Origin of the sequence: Streptomyces sp. NPDC052036 (genome assembly GCF_040680495.1) — a bacterium.
In the GTDB taxonomy this organism is placed as follows: domain Bacteria; phylum Actinomycetota; class Actinomycetes; order Streptomycetales; family Streptomycetaceae; genus Streptomyces.
In genome coordinates this window covers 367,065-382,582 of record NZ_JBFAWW010000003.1, presented here as the reverse complement: position 1 = coordinate 382,582, position 15,518 = coordinate 367,065, and the positions used below count along the sequence as shown (strand labels likewise).

Genomic DNA, 15,518 nt, shown 5'->3' with positions numbered 1-15,518 from the left:
TACGTCACGCCACGGAATGCGTGATGGTCGAGGTGTACGTGCCCGCGAGCGAGTTCGCGGGCACCGTGATCGAGATCGTCGGGTTCCAGGTGGCCGAGTTGGTGCCGGTGACCGCAGTGGCGGTCTGCACGGGGCCCGGCGGGTACATGGGGCTCAGGTCCGACGGGGTCACCGTGGCGGAGCCGATCACGCTCGCCTGAGGAGCGTGATACGTACTGGAGTTCGGCGCGGAGACCGAGATGGTGGAGTTGTTGGGCCCGACGAAGTCCACGGCCTGGGCCGTGACGATCCAGCCGGCGGTGCCGCCGCGCTGATCGGTCACGGTGACGTTGCCCAGTTGGTTGGTGACCGTCTGCGGGCTGGAGCTGACGTTGGTCGCACCGAGGTCGACCGGTCCCGCCGGCACCGTGATGCCGAGGCCGCCGCCGGTCACCTCCAGTGTCACGGGGGTGTCTTCGGCGGAGGCCGATGCGGGACAGGCCAGAACTGCCAGGGACGACAGCATCACCGACAAGGGAATGCCACGACGCATTCTCTTTTTCCTCTCGGGGGGAGACGCAGCAGTGTCTCGCTGCATGATCACTGGCATAGTGAGCACCTGCGTCACCGTCTGCAGTCGTTCCCCGATCCGACACGACCGCATCTAGCCGATTCGGGTCAATATGCGCACCGGACCCCGGACTCCGGCCGCGCGCACCATCTCTGATGGCACCTCAGCCCTCGTCGAAGCCGTGGAAGGTCCCCGACCCATCAGCGGCATCGGCGAATTCGGCGAAGTCCATGTTGGCGAGGCTGAGGTTCGCCGACACGTCGAAGAACCACCGGGCAGGGACTCTGAACGTCCGCCCGGGTTCGTCCGCCAGGTCCACGGCCAGCAGCGGATACGACGGATCCGCCATGGTGGCCGCGTCCGCCAGGAAGACATGGAAGGCCCGCTCGTCCCCCTCTGTCGCGGCTTCCTCGTTCAGCAGCGCCTGGACGCTCGCCTCGGCGAAACGAGGGTCGTCGACGTATGTGGCGGGGGAATGGTCGTCCGCGGCGTCGAGTGCGGCTCGAACCGCGTCCCAGGATCCGTCGTCACCGAAATCGGTGCGCAGAACCAGCGAGGTCAGATCATCGGGTTCAGGCAGAGACATGGCAGCGATCCTGTCACCCGCCTACGACAACGGCCGCCGGCTCCCCCTTTCCCGCCCCAGGGTGCGCAGTTCCGCCCAGGCGGCCGGGGTCCGTCCGCGCTCCTGCCAGTACGGATGGAAGAGCACCGCGGTCGACAGCCGGTACAGGCGCCGGCGCAGCTCGGTCCGGCCGGGCCGTTCGGCGAGCCGGCGATAGATGGTGCTCCACTCCTGCTGGGCCTGGACGAGGTCGTCGGGAAACCGTCGCATGCACAGATTCAATCACGTGTTCGATTTCAGTGGCATCCAGAGTCCGGCCCGTCGCAGCGCAAGGCGCCGGACCCGGCCCGCCGGCCCGGGTGTCCGGAGCGCCTGGAACGCGGGTTGATGGCACGTTTCGGGTGAGTGGGTCCTTGTTCGCCCCACGGTGTTATGAAGGGAACATGGAGGTGTTGTCCGGCGGTACTGGAGCCCGTCGTGTCTGCTGAACGCCGGCCGCGCACTGGTCGTCCCCGGCTGCTGAACCTGCACAGCGTGGCCGGGCAGGTCTTCCTCGTCCAGTTCGTGATCGTGGTCCTGCTGGTCGGGGCCGCAGTGGCGGCCGTGGTGCTGCAGTCGGCCCGGGACGCCCTGCAGGAGGGGAAGCGGGAGGCGGTCGTGGCGGCGCACACGTTCGCGAACGCTCCCGGTGTGGTCCAGGCGTTCCGCAGCCCTGACCCGACCAAGGTGCTGCAACCGAAGGCCGAGGCGGCACGGAAGCGGTCCGGCGTGGACTTCGTGGTGGCCCTGAGCACCCAGGGGATTCGTTACACCTACCCGTACCCGGAGGAGATCGGGAAGAAGTTCGTCGGCACCATCCAGCCTGCGCTGCACGGCCACACCGTCGTCGAGCAGGTCGGCGGGCCGCCCCTGCCCGCGGGCAAGGGGACCGCCGTGCAGGCGGTGGTCCCGGTGACCGACGCGCACGGGACGGTCGTGGGCCTCGTCTCGGCCGGGATCACGGTCAAGAACGTGTCCGGACTGTGGATGCCGCAACTGCCGCTCATCCTGGGGGCAGGCGCGGGCACGTTCGTGGTGGCCACGGCCGGGACGACGCTGGTGGCCCGGCGGCTGCGGCGGCAGACCCGCGGCCTGGCCCCGGAGGAGCTCGCCCGGTTGTACAAGCACCACGACGCGGTCCTGCACTCCGTCCGGGAAGGCGTGCTGATCACCGACGCCGACGATCGGCTGCTGCTGGCCAACGACGAGGCACTGCGGCTGCTGGGCCTGCCGCCGGGTGCCAAGGGGCGCCCGGTGCGGGAGCTGGACCTGCCGGAGCCGCTCACCCGACTGCTCGCGTCGGCGGGGCCGGTCACCGATCAGGTCTACCGGGTGGAGGACCGGCTGCTGGCGGTGAACAAGCGGCCCACGGTCCCGGACACGGGACCCGACGGCAGTGTGGTGACCTTGCGGGACACCACCGAGCTGGCGGCGGTCACGGGGCGGGCCGAGGTGGCGCGGGAGCGGCTGACCCTGCTGTACGAGGCCGGTGTGCGGGTCGGGACGACCCTGGACGTGCTGCATACCGCCGAGGAACTGGCCGAGGTGGCGGTGCCGCAGTTCGCCGAGGCGGTCACGGTGGACCTGCTGGACTCGGTGCTGCGCGGCTGGGAGCCGACGGCCGAGGGATGGCGGCATCTGCGGCGCGCGGCGATCACCGGCGACACCCGGATGATCCCGGTCTATCCGGTCGGCGAACTGATCACGATCTCGCCCAAGGGTCCGCAGATGAGGACGTTGCAGCAGGGACGGGGGGTGCTGGAGCCGGACCTGCGGCAGGCGCCCGACTGGCAGGCGCAGGACCCGGGGCGTGCCCGGAAGGCCCTGGAGTGCGGTCTGCGTTCGCTGGTGGCCGTGCCGCTCCAGGCCCGGGGGATGCCACTGGGCGTGGCGAACTTCTACCGGATGGCGGGATCCCCGGCGTACGGGCCGGAGGACCTGTCGTTCGCGGAGGAGCTGGCCGCGCGGGCGGCGGTCGCCATCGACAACGCCCGCAGGTTCACCCGGGAGCACAAGATGGCGGTGACGCTGCAGCGCAGCCTGCTGCCGCGCGGCCAGCCGGAACAGGAAGCGCTCGATGTGGCCTGGCGGTATCTGCCGGCGGAGGGCCGGGGGGTGGGCGGGGACTGGTTCGACGTGATCCCGCTGTCGTGCGCGCGGGTGGCGCTGGTGATCGGGGACGTCGTCGGCTACGGCCTGCACGCGGCCGCGACGATGGGGCGGCTGCGCACCGCGGTGCACAACTTCTCCACGCTGGACCTCCCCGTGGACGAGGTGCTCGGGAACCTCGACGACCTGGTCGTGCGCATGGACAACGAGGAGCGGCCGAACGGTGCCGCCGAAGGCCACGAGGGAGAGGGGGTGACCGGGGCGACCTGCCTCTACGCGATCTACGACCCGGTGACGGGGACGTGCACGATGGCCCGCGCCGGGCATCCCGGCCCGCTGGTGGTCTCCCCGGAGGGGGTCGTCAGCAGTCCCGAGGTTCCGGCCTCGGCCCCGCTGGGACTGGGCGGATACCCCTTCGAGACCGCGCAGCTGCGGCTGGCCGAGGGATCACAGCTGGTGCTCTACACCGACGGTCTGGTGGAGAACCGCAGCCGTGACATCGACACCGGACTGGCCGACCTGCGCCGGGCCCTGGACGGGGCCGGGGGGCGCAATCCGGAGGAGGCCTGCCGGGCGGTGATCGACGGGCTGAAACCGGACCACCCCTGCGACGACATCGCCCTGTTGGTGGCGCGTACCCGGTTGTTCCCGCCCTCGCACGTGGCCGACTGGGACGTGCCCTCGGACCCGGCGATGGTGCCCTCGGTACGGGCGCAGTGCCGGGAGAGGCTGTGCGACTGGGGGCTGGAGGAGACCGCGTTCACCACCGAACTCGTCCTCAGCGAGCTGGTCACCAACGCCATCCGGTACGGCGCCCCGCCGGTCAGGGCACGGCTGCTCTACGGGCGCTCGCTGATCTGCGAGGTCGCGGACTGCAGCAGCACCTCGCCGCGGCTGCGGCGGGCGGCGACCACGGACGAGGGCGGGCGCGGGATGTTCCTCGTCGCGCAGTTCTCCCAGCGGTGGGGAACGCGGTACACCCCCCGCGGCAAGGTCATCTGGGCGGAACAGGCCCTGCACGGCGGCGCGGCCTCGGGCGCCGGACAGCGACCGGTCGACGCGCTGCTCGAACAGTTCGGCGAGGCCACTCTGTGAGCCGACGACTCCCCTGGGTGCCGGGGGCCCCGCCGGGCCGGGCCCCCGCACCACCGCCGTATCTCGCCGGTCGGGTCAGCCCTTGTTGGAGCCCAGGGTCAGACCGCTGACGAACTGGCGCTGCAGCGCGAAGTACACGATCAGCGTCGGGATCGCGGTCAGCAGGGCGCCGGCGGCGACCAGGTTGGGATCCGTGAAGTACTGGCCGGACAGGTTGTTCAGGGCCGAGGTGATCGGCATCTTCTCGCCGGTGGAGATCAGGACCAGGGCCCAGAAGAAGTCGTTGTAGATCCAGATGGACAGCAGGGTCGCCAGGGCCGCCATCGCCGGTTTGCACAGCGGCAGCGTGATCTGCCAGTACAGCCGCCACACCGAGGCGCCGTCGACGAGCGCGGCCTCGGTCAGCTCGTGCGGCAGCGAGCGCATGTAGTTGCTCAGCACGAAGGCGCAGAAGCCGGACTGGAACGCCACATGGATGAGGACCAGGCCGAGCGCGGAGTCGTACAGCTTGCCGCTCTCCGTGATGCCCGGCAGGTTGGTGAGCAGGTACAGCCGGTACAGCGGGGTGATGATGACCTGCTGCGGGAGCAGGTTGCCCGCCGTGAAGAGCAGCATCAGCGCGAGGTTGAGACGGAAGTCGAAGCGGCTGACGTAGAAGGCGACCATCGACGACAGGAACAGCGTCAGCAGCACGGCCGGCACCGCGATCAGCAGTGTGTTGCCGAAGTAGTGCAGCATGCCGGACTGCTGATAGGCGTTCGTGAAGTTGTCCAGGCTCAGCTTGTCCGGCCAGGACACATAGCCCTTGGCGCTGGTCTCGCTGTACGGGCGCAGGGCCGAGAAGATCGCCCACAGCAGCGGAGCGAGCCATGCCAGGGCCGTACCGGCGAGGAAGACATGCAGCAGGACGCGGGCGGGGCGGACGGGCGCGCGCTTCGTCGGCGCGCCGGTCGCGAGGGTGGAGGCGCTCACGCTCGCCGCTCCTTCCGGAAGGTGGCCACCAGATACGGGATGATCACGGCGAGCGAGATCACCAGCAGGACGACGGCGATCGCCGACCCGTAACCGATACGGCTGGACTCACCGATGATGTTGTTGGTCACGAGGATCGACAGCAGCTCGGTGCCCTGGGCGCCCTTGTTGAAGACGAAGACCAGGTCGAAGGCGCGCAGCGACTCGATGATGGTGACGACCAGCACGACGGTGTTGGTCGGGCGCAGCGTGGGGAAGATGACGCTCTTGAACGTCTGCCACTCGTTGGCGCCGTCCAGGGCCGCGGCCTCGCGCAGCGAGGGGTCCACGCTCTTCAGACCGGCCAGGTACAAGATCATCATGTAGCCGGTGTGCCGCCAGGACGCAGCGATGAGGACGGCCCACAGATTGAGGCTGGGGTCGCCGATCCAGTCGATGTAGTGGCCCGGCTTGTTCGCGCCGATGATGCTGTTGATCAGGCCGGTGTCCGGGTTGTAGACGAGCTGCCAGACGAAGCCGATGCACGCCATGGAGATGACGACCGGCAGGAAGTACGCGGTCTGGTAGACCCTGCTGAACCGGATCTTCTTGTCCAGCTGTACAGCCAGGAACAGGCCGAACGGCGTCGGGATCAGGATCAGCACCACGAACCAGACGACGTTGTGCTGGACGGCCGGCCAGAACTGCGGGTTGTCGGTGAAGAGTTGCTTGAAGTTGTCCAGGCCCACCCACTGGATCGAGTCGAACCCGATGCCGTCCCAGGTGGTGAAGGCGAGCGCGATGGAGGCCAGGGCGGTGACCCAGACGAGGGCCACGTGCAGGACCGTGGGCACGCCCGCCATCAGGGCGAGCGTGATCCGGTCTCGGCGGGTCAGCAGGCGACGGTGCCCCCGCGTGACCGCCTTCTTCTTGGATGCGGTGCCCGGGGGCGGCTCGGGGGCCGCCTCCGGGGTCTTCGTGGTCGTGTCGGCGCTCATGCGGACGCGAAGATCGTCTTCTTCTGGCGCTCGATCGAGGACAGCTGGCTGTCGACGCCCTTGGGGTCCTGGATGAACTTCTGCAGCGCGGGCTGCATCACCGTGGAGGTGAAGTCCGGGCGGCTGTCGCGGTCCATGAACTGGGTGAGGCTCTTGGCGCCGCCGATCATCTCGAACGCCTTCTTCTGCAGCACGCTGTACGAGGAGGTGTCGGCCTTGGAGGAGGCGGCCACCACGCTGGGGTCGGTCTTGAGGTAGGTCTCCTCGGCACCGGGGGAGCCCAGGTACTCCAGCAGCTTCAGGACGCCCGCGTGGTTCTTCGGGGCCTTGCTGACCATGAAGCCGTCGGTGGGCGCCTCGACGGTGTCCTGGCCGTAGGCGGGGTTGATCTCCGGGAAGGCGAAGAAGTCGAGGTCGTCCAGGTCCGCCTTGTTGGTGAACTGCTGGGCCACGAAGCTGCCCAGGAGGTACATGCCCGCCCTCTTCGACACCAGCGTCTGCGCGGCGTCCTGCCAGGTGCGGCCCATGGCGCCGTCCTGGTGGTAGGGCAGGATCTCGGTCCAGTGGTCGAAGACGGCCTTGACCTTGGCGTCGGTCCAGGACGCCTTGCCCGCCATCAGCTGGACGTGGAAGTCGTAGCCGTTCAGGCGGAAGTTGATCTGGTCGAAGGTGCCCATCGCCGGCCACGCGTCCTTGTCGCCGAAGGCGATCGGGACCAGGCCATCCTTCTTCATCTGCTTGCACAGGGCCACGAGCTGGTCCCAGGTGGTGGGGACCTGGTAGCCGTGCTGCTGGAAGACGCTCTTGCGGTAGAAGATCGCCCACGGGTACGTGGTCAGCGGCACGAAGTAGTACTTGCCGTCCTCGCCCTTGCTGAGCTTCTTCATCGCGTCGGGGAAGTTGTCCCCGATCTTCTGCCACACGTCGTCGATCGGCGTGGCGAGCTTCTTGGCGGCGAAGAACTGCATGCGGTAGCCGGCGAACCAGTTGAACACGTCGTCCGGCGTGCCCTGCAGATACGAGTTGATCTGCTCCTGGAAGGTGTTGTGGTCCTTCGTGTTGACGTCGACCGTGATGCCGGACTGCTTCTTGAAGGCCGCGTAGACCTCCGTGAAGGCCTTCTTCGGCACGGCGTCGGAGGCGTTGGAGCCGAGGGTGACGGTCTTCGGGTCGGAGGACGTTCCGCTGCCGCCGCAGGCGCTGAGCAGGGGTATACCAGCTCCGGCGAGGACGGCGGCGCCACCGACACCGCGCAGCAGGGAGCGGCGGTTCAGGCTCGGGAGGGAGGGACCGGACGGAGTGTGCTGCATGACGGCTCCTGGGGGCAGGGTCGGTCATGGCTGGCCCCTGTGAGCGGGTCAGAATCAATCAGAAACCAACTTGACCGAACATCGTGGGCGTCATCCCACTCGCATGTCCGGGTATGCGTCAAGAGGCCCCCGCAGCCGTTTTGGAAACGTAATCGACACGACCTTGATCGCTGCTGCTCACAACCAGGCAGTGGAGAACCGGTATCGAGGCGCCGCATGGTGGGCGTTCGACGGGTCGTCACCCATGGTCAGTCGTGAGGTCGGAGCCCTTGAACCAAACAGGTCCGCTCACCGCCCACGGGTGACGGAACATCATCTTCCGCACCCTGCTCCCGCTAACCGATCGTCACCGTCCTCGACACGGTGACCTGGTCGATGTCGCTGGTGCGGATGGTCGCCTTCATGGTCCAGGCGCCCCGCAGCGGCAGGTTCAGCACGTCCGCGGCCCAGTAGCCGCCCCGGTCGGTGAGCCCCGCGTCCAGGGGGCCGAGGTTGCGCGCCTTGAACGTGAAGGTCAGGCGCAGTTCCGGAACGGTGGCGATCCCCCCGTCCGGACCGTAGACGACCGCCTGGACGGCGTTCTCGCCCGCCCGGGCCGGCGTCAGCTCGATCTGCACCTTGCCGTGCCCGCCGGCCGTTCCCACGTCGAAGGGGAGCTCCGTGGTGGAGCCGAGGGACTCGTCGGCCACAGCCGTCGAGGCCGCCGACTCCGTCGCCGCCCGGCCCGGCTGGGTGCCGCTGAGCAGTGTCGAGAGCACCAGCACCACAATCCCGATCGTGACCTCCGCCAGCACCGAGCGGCGCAGGGCGCGCCGCTGCGGTCCCGGCTCCGGCGGGCCGTCCTCGTGCAGCGCCCCCGGGCGTGCCGGTCCGCCCCCGGCCGTCACCGGTTCCCGTGCCCGCTCCGGCACCGGCACCCTGGCCGCGGGCACCGCGAGCCGTGCCGTCCAGCGGCGCGAGTACGCCGCCGCCGCCAGCAGGCACACCACCGCGACCAGCTTGGCGGTCAGCAGCCTGCCGTAGACCGTGGAGGTGAGCGCGTCGAGGGAGCCGAGGCCGCGCCAGGACTGGTAGACGCCGGTGGCGACCAGTACGGCGACCGCGGCGAAGGCCAGCCGGGAGAACCGGGCGACCGCGTGGGCCGGGAGTTCCTCCGGCGCCCGGTACAACACCGTGAGCAGCGCCGCGAGACCGCCCAGCCACACCGCCATCGCCAGCAGGTGCAGCACCGCCGAGGTCATCGCCACCGGCACCTGTATCCCGGCGGAGGCATGCTCGGACACCGCCCAGGTGAGGGTCAGCGCGACCGACAGCACGCTCACGATCGCGAACCGCGGCCGGCCGCGCGGCGCCGCCCCCGACCGGCCGACGACCACCGCCGCCAGCCCCAGCACCACCAGCCGCGCGAGCAGCGCGAGGCCCGGCCGGCTCGTCAGCGTCTCCCGCAGGACCGACGGGTCGAACGCCGCCGCCGGGCCGCTGCCCCGCTCGTACGGGCCCCGGAGCAGCAGCAGCGCGCACGTAGCGCCCAGCAGCGTCCACCAGCCGCCCACGAGCAGACCGCGGGCCCCGTTCACCCCGGTCGCCATCGCGAACACGCTGATGCCGAGCACCAGGGCCAGTCCGCCGTAGGCGACGTACCGGGCGATGTCGTAGAGCGCGGCGGAGGCCGCGTCCTGGGCCTCGTCGCCTGTGACGACGGCGGTTGTCACAGAGGGCTTGCCGACGGAGAACGTGAGGGCGCCGTTCACCGGGTGACTGTCGGCCGACACCACCCGCCACGCCACGATGTAGGTGCCGTCGGGCAGGTGCGGGAGCGTGACCCGCGCGGTGTCGGCGCGCCCGTCCGCGTGCTCCGGACTGCCCGTGTGCACCCGGCGGTTGCCCGGGTCCAGGACGCGGATGGAGTTGTCCAGCAGGCCGACCGACTCGGAGAAGGTGAGGGTGACCGCCTTCGGTGCCGTCCTCAGCACGGTGCCGTCCGCCGGATCGGTGCCCTTCAGTGCGGCGTGCGCGGACGCGGAACCGCCTCCCGCGAGGAGGACCAGGGGGACGACGACCAGCAGGAGGGCCAGGCGCCGAAGCCCCCCGCGACGCCCGCCCGCCCCCGGGCTCCTTCCCTGCACGCGTGCTGCGCCCACGTCATGTCTCCCGTATTCGCCGTTCCCGGGTCCTGTTACGTACGGACGCGGTGTCCCCTGTGCTCAGCACCGGGGCGACGCCGCACGTCCGTACGAGGGTTATGTCATCATGACCGGGCGGCCGTGTCACCACGTGGGCCGGGCCGACACCCCGCCGTCCACCACCAGGTCGTGGCCGCTGATCCAGGACGCGAGCGGGGAGGCCAGGAACACACAGGCGTCACCGATGTCCTCCGGGCGTCCCAACCGGCCGGTGGGGACGGCCCGTTGCCACCGCTCCACGCCCTCCGGCCAAGCCTCGGCCAGGCCTTCGCGGGCGATCAGGCCGGGCGAGACGGTGTTGACGCGGATGCCGAGCGGGCCGTACTCCAGGGCCGCCGACCGGGCGTGCATGACGACGGCCGCCTTGGCGGCGCAGTAGTGGGCGTGCAGGGGCGCCGGGTGCGTGGCCTCGATCGAGGCGATGTGGGTGACACTGCCGCCGCCCGTCTCCCGCATGACCTCCACGGCCGCCTGGGTGCAGGCGAACACGCTGGAGAGGTCGGTGTCGACCACGGCCCGCCACTCGGCGGCCGTCATCCCGGCCAGTTCCCGCGTCGGCTGCACCCCCGCGTTGTTGACCAGCGCGGTGAGCCGGCCCACGCCGAACTCGGCTGCCTCCCGCACCAGGCGCCGGCAGGCGTCCTCGTCGGTCAGGTCGGCCCGCAGGACGACCGCCCGGCCGCCGGTGCCGCGGATCCGCTCGGCCACCTCTCGCGCCGCCGCCACCGAGGTGCGGCAGTGCACCGCGACCGCCGCGCCCTCCTCGGCGAACCGCAGCGCGATACCGCGTCCGATGCCGACGGCCGCCCCGGTCACCAGGGCCGTCTGCCCCGCCAGCAGTCCGCTCACGGCCGGCACAACTCCGCGATCCGGTCCGCCGCGGCCGGGTAGCGGGCGCTCAGCACGGCCGCGTCACCGTGCTCGTAGCCCTCGTCCGTGAAGCCCGGCGCCATCGTGCAGCCGAAGAGCGTCCACGCCCCGCCGTCGGCGACCCGCCCGCCCATCCAGGTGCCGGCGGGCACGGTGAGCTGGATGTGCTGGCCGCGCAGGACGTCCGGCCCGAGGACGGCGGTGCGGACACCGCCGTCCGGGGCGAGGAGCAGCAGGTGGAGCGGGTCGCCGAGGTAGAAGTGCCAGACCTCGTCGGCCGGGAGGCGGTGCAGTGCGGAGCAGTCCTGCGGTGCGGCGGTCAGCAGCGCGACGATCGCGGTGCCCTCCGGGCGCCCGTCGGGCCGCTCCGGTCCCGTCCAGGTCCGCCGGAACCGCCCGCCCTCACGCGGGATCGGTTCCATGCCGTAGTGCGCGATGAGGTCGTGAGGGGTCACGGCAGGCAGGGTAGGCCCTGTCGTCGAACTCCCGCCTGCCCCGCGACGCCATCCGGGCGGACGACGGGAGTGACGGCAGGACCTAGGGCCGCCTCACGGTCGAGGAACGCCAACCGGGCGCGCTTCTCGGGCAGGTACACGTCCGGGAGGTCGATCTCCGGCAGGACGACGGCCGGGCCGGCGACGAAGCCCTGGCGCAGGAAGCGGGCTGTCGCCTTCGTGTTGCGCTCGTCGGGGTCGACCACGATCCGCCGCCGGCCGAGAACGGTGAAGACGTACGCGACGACGGCGACCAGCAGGCCCGACGTCCAGCCGGGCCGGGCCCCGCCGGGTCCGGCGGGCGCGAGGAGGAGATGGACGCCGAGGTCGCCGGGCTCGACGGGGTAGCACTCGCCGACCCGGTCGGCCTCCGGCTCGTAGGTCTGCAGGAGCGCGGCCGGTTCACCGTCTTTGACGAGGAGAAAAGCATGGTGGGTGTCGAGTGTGTCCATATGGGCGTAGATCTCGCCCACTTGCTGTCTCGTCATGCCGTTCATGCCCCAGAAGGAGGCGCGTTCGTCGCTCACCCAGGTGTGCACGGCGTCCAGGTCGGCCCGGGGGTCCAGGGGCAGGATCCGCACGGTGCCGAAGTCGTCGACCGGCTGTTCGTGGACGGCCTCGCGGTCGGGGGCGTGGGGCTCAGCGGCCATCGGTGCTCTCCTTCGTCAGACGTTCCCAGTCGGTGACGACCGGGACGAGGTCCCCCTTCAGCCACAAGGGGAGTTGATCGCGGTGGTGGGGCGAGCCCGGGACGCCCGAGGCACCGAAGGGGACCACCCAGAGGCTGTTCTCGCGGCGGGACAGGTCCCAGACGTACCGGGCCGCCGGGCCGCGTGCGCTTCGGTCGGTCAGCCCGGGGACGGCGGAGGTGCACAGGACGCAGTCGTGGTCGCCGGACAGACCCGGTTCCTCGTACGACGTCTCCGGCAGCGCCCGCCAGGGGGCCAGCCGGTGGGTGTCCCCCCAGGTGCCCCCCGGCGGGTTCGCGGCGACCTCCTCGACGGCCTCCCGCAGCATCGCCGCGCGGTCGGCGCCGTACAGCCGCTCCGCCCTCAGCAGGTGTTCGAGGGCGTAGCCGATCCGGGGCACGAGCGCGAGCCAGGGCGCGAAGACCTCCGGGTGGCCGGTCGGGGCGGCGAGCGCGGCAAGGGCGGGGTGGGCCGCCAGCCGGCGTACGAGCGCGTCGCGCACCGCCGCGTACGCCGCCGCGTCCGTGCTGCCGGCGTCCATGTGCCGGTCCCAGCGCAGCAGGCGGTCACGCAGCGCGCCCGCCTCGGGGGTGAGGCCGTCGAGGGCGGCGAGACGATCCAGCAGGGGCGCGACGGAGGCGAGATGGGTGTCCATGTGCAGGGCCGGCATGTCCTGAGCGGACCAGGCGGCCTTCCGGCTCAGCAGGGCACGGATGCGGTCGGCCCGGTGCGCGGGGGCGAACTCGACGCCGAGCGGGGCGGCGAGGCCGCGTTGGTTCGCCATCACGGCGATGCCGTCGTCGACGGTCCCGCGGGGCGTCGGCTGCCATCCCCGCCACTCGTGGCCGGGCTCCCAGGCGGGGACGGGCCGGGTGCGGTTGGCCTCGGCCCGCTGCGGCACGGCGCCGGCGACGCGGTGCAGCACTTCGCCGTGGACGTCCGCCGCCAGCACGACGTTGACGGGTTCGGCCCACCGGTCCAGCGCCCGGTCCACCTCGGCGACGCTGCGCGCCCGCAGCAGCGGGAGCAGGGCGCCGAAGCCGAGTTCGCCGGTGACACGGGCCGGATGGCGCAGGGCGAGGGCGATCGGGGGGTCCTGGTCGGCGGCCTCCCGGTCGGAGTGGGCGTCCTGCGGGCCGCCGCTGACCACCGGGCCCCTCGGCGTCTCGATCACCTCCACCTCCACCGGATCGCCCCCGGCCACCTCGACCTTCTCGATGTGCCGGGTCACGGCACGCCACCGCCCGTCCGGGTCCAGGGCCTCCACGCCGCCGTCCGCGGTGCGGCGCAGGCGCTCGCTGTAGAGGTCCTGGTAGTCGGCCATCGCGTTGGTGATCGCCCAGGCGACCGGGCCCGTGTGGGCGAAGTGGGCGATGCCGGGGACGCCCGGGACGGCGAGGCCGGCGACGTCGAACTCCGGGCAGGCCAGGCGGATCTGCTGGTAGACGCCCGGGTCCTCGATGAAGCGGTGGGGATCGCCCGCGATGAGGGCCCCTCCGGTCGTGGTCCGCTCGCCGCCGGCCAGCCAGCCGTTGCTGCCCAGGGTGCCGGGCCCATCGGTGGCGAAGAGGGCGACAGCGTCCTCGCCGAGATGCCGGACGACCTTCTCGCGCCAGAGCTTGGCGGGGAACCCGGCGAACAGGATGTGGGTGGCGAGCCAGACACCGAGCGGATGCCAGGGCTCCCAGCGGCCGGGGGCAAGGCCCGCGCTCGCGAACTCGGGTGCGCGCCGGGCGCCCTCGTCCAGCCCCTCGGCGACCCCCTCGGTGTAGGCGCTCACCCAGGCGGCGGTCTCCGGGTCCTGTCGCTCCAGGGCGGCGAAGCAGCGTCGCGCCGTGTCCTCGATGCGGGCCTGTCGCGCGAGGACGTCCCAGGCCAGGGCGGACGGGCCGAGGAAGGACGCGGAGGTGCCCTGGGCGCGGTGCCGTTCGACCTCCAGCTGCCATGCGCGGTCCAGCGCGGTGACCCGGCCCTGGGCACGCGCGAGCGCCCGGGCGTCGTCGGCTCGCAGATGCGGGATGCCCCAGGCGTCGCGGTAGGTCTCGGTGGTCACCCTGCACCCCATTGTGATCGACACGGACAGCTCAGCTTAGGTAAGCCTTGCCTAAGTAGTCAGCGCATCGTACGCGAAGGGTGCGGACGGCGCTCGGCGGGGCGATCATCGGGACATGGACGTCACGCTGCACCTCGCCCAGGACCCCCCGGCCGACGCGCTCCTCGGGCACAGCCCGCTCGCCGCGCTGACCGGGATGCTGCTGGACCAGCAGATCCCGATGGAGTGGGCGTTCAAGGGGCCGTGGACCATCGCGCAGCGGCTCGGCACCGAGGACCTCGACGCGCACGAGATCGCGGCGTACGACCCGGAGGCGTTCGCCGCGCTGCTGTCCGAGAAGCCCGCGGTGCACCGCTACCCGGGATCGATGGCGGGGCGCATCCAGCAGCTGTGCCGCTATGTCGTCGAGCACTACGACGGCGACGCCGAGGCCCTGTGGCGGGACGTCGACAGCGGACCGGAGCTGCTGAAGCGGCTCCAGGAGCTGCCGGGGTTCGGCCGGCAGAAGGCGCAGATCTTCCTCGCCCTGCTCGGCAAGCAGCTGGGGGTGCGGCCCCGAGGCTGGCGCGAGGCCGCGGGGTCGTACGGCGAGACGGAGTCCTTCCGTTCGGTCGCGGACATCACCGGTCCCGAGTCGCTGGCGAAGGTGCGGGCGCACAAGCAGGAGATGAAGGCGGCGGCCAAGGCGGCGAAAGCGGCGAAGGCGACCGGGACGGCACGCGCGTAGGGCCCGGTCCGGGCGCACCCGGTCGTCGGACCGGCCCCGGCGGCCCCGGCCGCCTGTCCGTGCGGTGTCCGTTCCGTCGATCGGACCACCCGGGTGGCGGGCCCCCGGGCGGCGGTCCAAGCATGGACCATGACCGACGCACCGAGCGGTTCCCCGTGGGGATCCGAGTACGACGACCGCCGGGTCCACGCCGGCCGCGACCCGCACGCGCAACGACCGCTGTCGGACGGCCTGGAGCCCCCCGTCGAGGGCATCCTGCACCTGCTCTCCCGCACCGCCTGGCAGGTCGTGCTGGCCACGGGTGTCGCGTCCCTGATCCTCGGGATCCTGATCCTGCTCTGGCCGGGGCCCTCCCTGCTCGCCGCCGGAGTCCTCTTCGGGCTCTATCTCATCGTCAGCGGCGTGCTCCAGGTGGCGTCCGCCTTCGGTACGCACCGGGCCACCTCGCTGCGGGTCCTCGGCTTCCTCAGCGGGGCCCTGTCGATCGTGCTGGGGCTGTTCTGCTTCCGGGGTCCCCTGGAGTCGATCCTGCTGCTCGCGTTGTGGATCGGCATCGGCTGGCTGTTCCGCGGGATCGCCCAGACCGTGGCGGCCGCCCATGACCCCGCGGTGCCCGCGCGCGGCTGGCAGGCCGTCCTCGGGATCGTCACCTTCGTCGCCGGGATCGTGCTGATCGTCTCGCCGTTCCATTCGCTCGCCGTGCTCACGCTGGTCACCGGCTGGTGGCTGATCGTGGTCGGCATCGTCGAGCTGATCACGGCGGTCCGTATCCGCGGCCGCGCCGAGCGGATCCCGCACACCGTGTGAATCCGTCAACCACGCGCCGCACACCTCACTCGACCGGGCGATTCTGCCGTCCGATGCGATGAACGGCGCCGTGTCGAC

The 15,518-nt window shown here is 71.3% G+C and carries 14 protein-coding genes; 3 read left to right on the top strand and 11 right to left on the bottom strand.

Annotated elements, in window-relative coordinates; all coding sequences use genetic code 11:
• Positions 1 to 4: 4 nt before the first annotated feature.
• The 3 genes from AB0L95_RS08075 to AB0L95_RS08065 all read right to left on the bottom strand — a co-directional run bounded on the left by AB0L95_RS08075 (position 5) and on the right by AB0L95_RS08065 (position 1,385).
• A complete protein-coding gene (locus AB0L95_RS08075; protein ID WP_365158651.1) occupies positions 5 to 532 on the bottom strand; it encodes a hypothetical protein in 528 nt (175 codons plus the stop codon).
• Positions 533 to 713: 181 nt separating this feature from the next.
• Positions 714 to 1,136 carry a hypothetical protein gene (locus AB0L95_RS08070; protein WP_365158648.1) on the bottom strand — a complete coding sequence of 141 codons (423 nt, stop codon included), beginning with the start codon at positions 1,134 to 1,136 and terminating at the stop codon, positions 714 to 716.
• Positions 1,137 to 1,157: 21 nt separating this feature from the next.
• Positions 1,158 to 1,385 (bottom strand): hypothetical protein, encoded by a 228-nt coding sequence (locus AB0L95_RS08065; protein ID WP_365158645.1) that lies wholly within the window; start codon positions 1,383 to 1,385, stop codon positions 1,158 to 1,160.
• A 264-nt stretch (positions 1,386 to 1,649) separates the two neighbouring features.
• Between AB0L95_RS08065 and AB0L95_RS08060 the strand changes: the two genes are divergently transcribed.
• Positions 1,650 to 4,358, top strand: coding sequence for a SpoIIE family protein phosphatase (locus AB0L95_RS08060; protein WP_365158774.1), 2,709 nt, complete (start codon positions 1,650 to 1,652; stop codon positions 4,356 to 4,358).
• A 75-nt stretch (positions 4,359 to 4,433) separates the two neighbouring features.
• Here AB0L95_RS08060 and AB0L95_RS08055 read toward each other — a convergent pair whose 3' ends face one another.
• From AB0L95_RS08055 to AB0L95_RS08020, 8 genes are all read right to left on the bottom strand, one after another.
• A complete protein-coding gene (locus AB0L95_RS08055) occupies positions 4,434 to 5,330 on the bottom strand; it encodes a carbohydrate ABC transporter permease (RefSeq protein WP_365158642.1) in 897 nt (298 codons plus the stop codon).
• Positions 5,327 to 6,307: a sugar ABC transporter permease gene (locus AB0L95_RS08050; protein ID WP_365158639.1), complete on the bottom strand. Its 981-nt coding sequence runs from the start codon at positions 6,305 to 6,307 to the stop codon at positions 5,327 to 5,329. Before AB0L95_RS08050 ends, AB0L95_RS08055 begins: the two co-directional genes overlap by 4 nt.
• Positions 6,304 to 7,617 carry an ABC transporter substrate-binding protein gene (locus AB0L95_RS08045; RefSeq protein WP_365158636.1) on the bottom strand — a complete coding sequence of 438 codons (1,314 nt, stop codon included), beginning with the start codon at positions 7,615 to 7,617 and terminating at the stop codon, positions 6,304 to 6,306. The genes AB0L95_RS08050 and AB0L95_RS08045 overlap by 4 nt, the downstream gene beginning before the upstream one ends.
• A 335-nt stretch (positions 7,618 to 7,952) precedes the next feature.
• Positions 7,953 to 9,758 carry a copper resistance protein CopC gene (locus AB0L95_RS08040; RefSeq protein ID WP_365158633.1) on the bottom strand — a complete coding sequence of 602 codons (1,806 nt, stop codon included), beginning with the start codon at positions 9,756 to 9,758 and terminating at the stop codon, positions 7,953 to 7,955.
• A gap of 126 nt (positions 9,759 to 9,884) precedes the next feature.
• Positions 9,885 to 10,658 carry an SDR family NAD(P)-dependent oxidoreductase gene (locus AB0L95_RS08035; RefSeq protein WP_365158630.1) on the bottom strand — a complete coding sequence of 258 codons (774 nt, stop codon included), beginning with the start codon at positions 10,656 to 10,658 and terminating at the stop codon, positions 9,885 to 9,887.
• A complete protein-coding gene (locus AB0L95_RS08030) occupies positions 10,646 to 11,125 on the bottom strand; it encodes a cupin domain-containing protein (RefSeq protein WP_365158627.1) in 480 nt (159 codons plus the stop codon). The genes AB0L95_RS08035 and AB0L95_RS08030 overlap by 13 nt, the downstream gene beginning before the upstream one ends.
• Positions 11,122 to 11,814, bottom strand: coding sequence for a GNAT family N-acetyltransferase (locus tag AB0L95_RS08025; protein WP_365158624.1), 693 nt, complete (start codon positions 11,812 to 11,814; stop codon positions 11,122 to 11,124). Before AB0L95_RS08025 ends, AB0L95_RS08030 begins: the two co-directional genes overlap by 4 nt.
• Positions 11,804 to 13,906 (bottom strand): penicillin acylase family protein, encoded by a 2,103-nt coding sequence (locus AB0L95_RS08020; RefSeq protein ID WP_365158621.1) that lies wholly within the window; start codon positions 13,904 to 13,906, stop codon positions 11,804 to 11,806. The genes AB0L95_RS08025 and AB0L95_RS08020 overlap by 11 nt, the downstream gene beginning before the upstream one ends.
• Positions 13,907 to 14,021: 115 nt before the next feature.
• On the opposite strand from AB0L95_RS08020, the gene AB0L95_RS08015 reads away from it, so the two are divergent.
• Together AB0L95_RS08015 and AB0L95_RS08010 are read left to right on the top strand one after the other, a co-directional pair.
• Positions 14,022 to 14,633 (top strand): HhH-GPD-type base excision DNA repair protein, encoded by a 612-nt coding sequence (locus AB0L95_RS08015; RefSeq protein ID WP_365158618.1) that lies wholly within the window; start codon positions 14,022 to 14,024, stop codon positions 14,631 to 14,633.
• A 129-nt stretch (positions 14,634 to 14,762) separates the two neighbouring features.
• Complete coding sequence (locus tag AB0L95_RS08010; RefSeq protein ID WP_365158615.1) at positions 14,763 to 15,440, top strand: HdeD family acid-resistance protein; 678 nt, start codon at positions 14,763 to 14,765, stop codon at positions 15,438 to 15,440.
• The last annotated feature ends 78 nt before the right edge of the window (positions 15,441 to 15,518 follow it).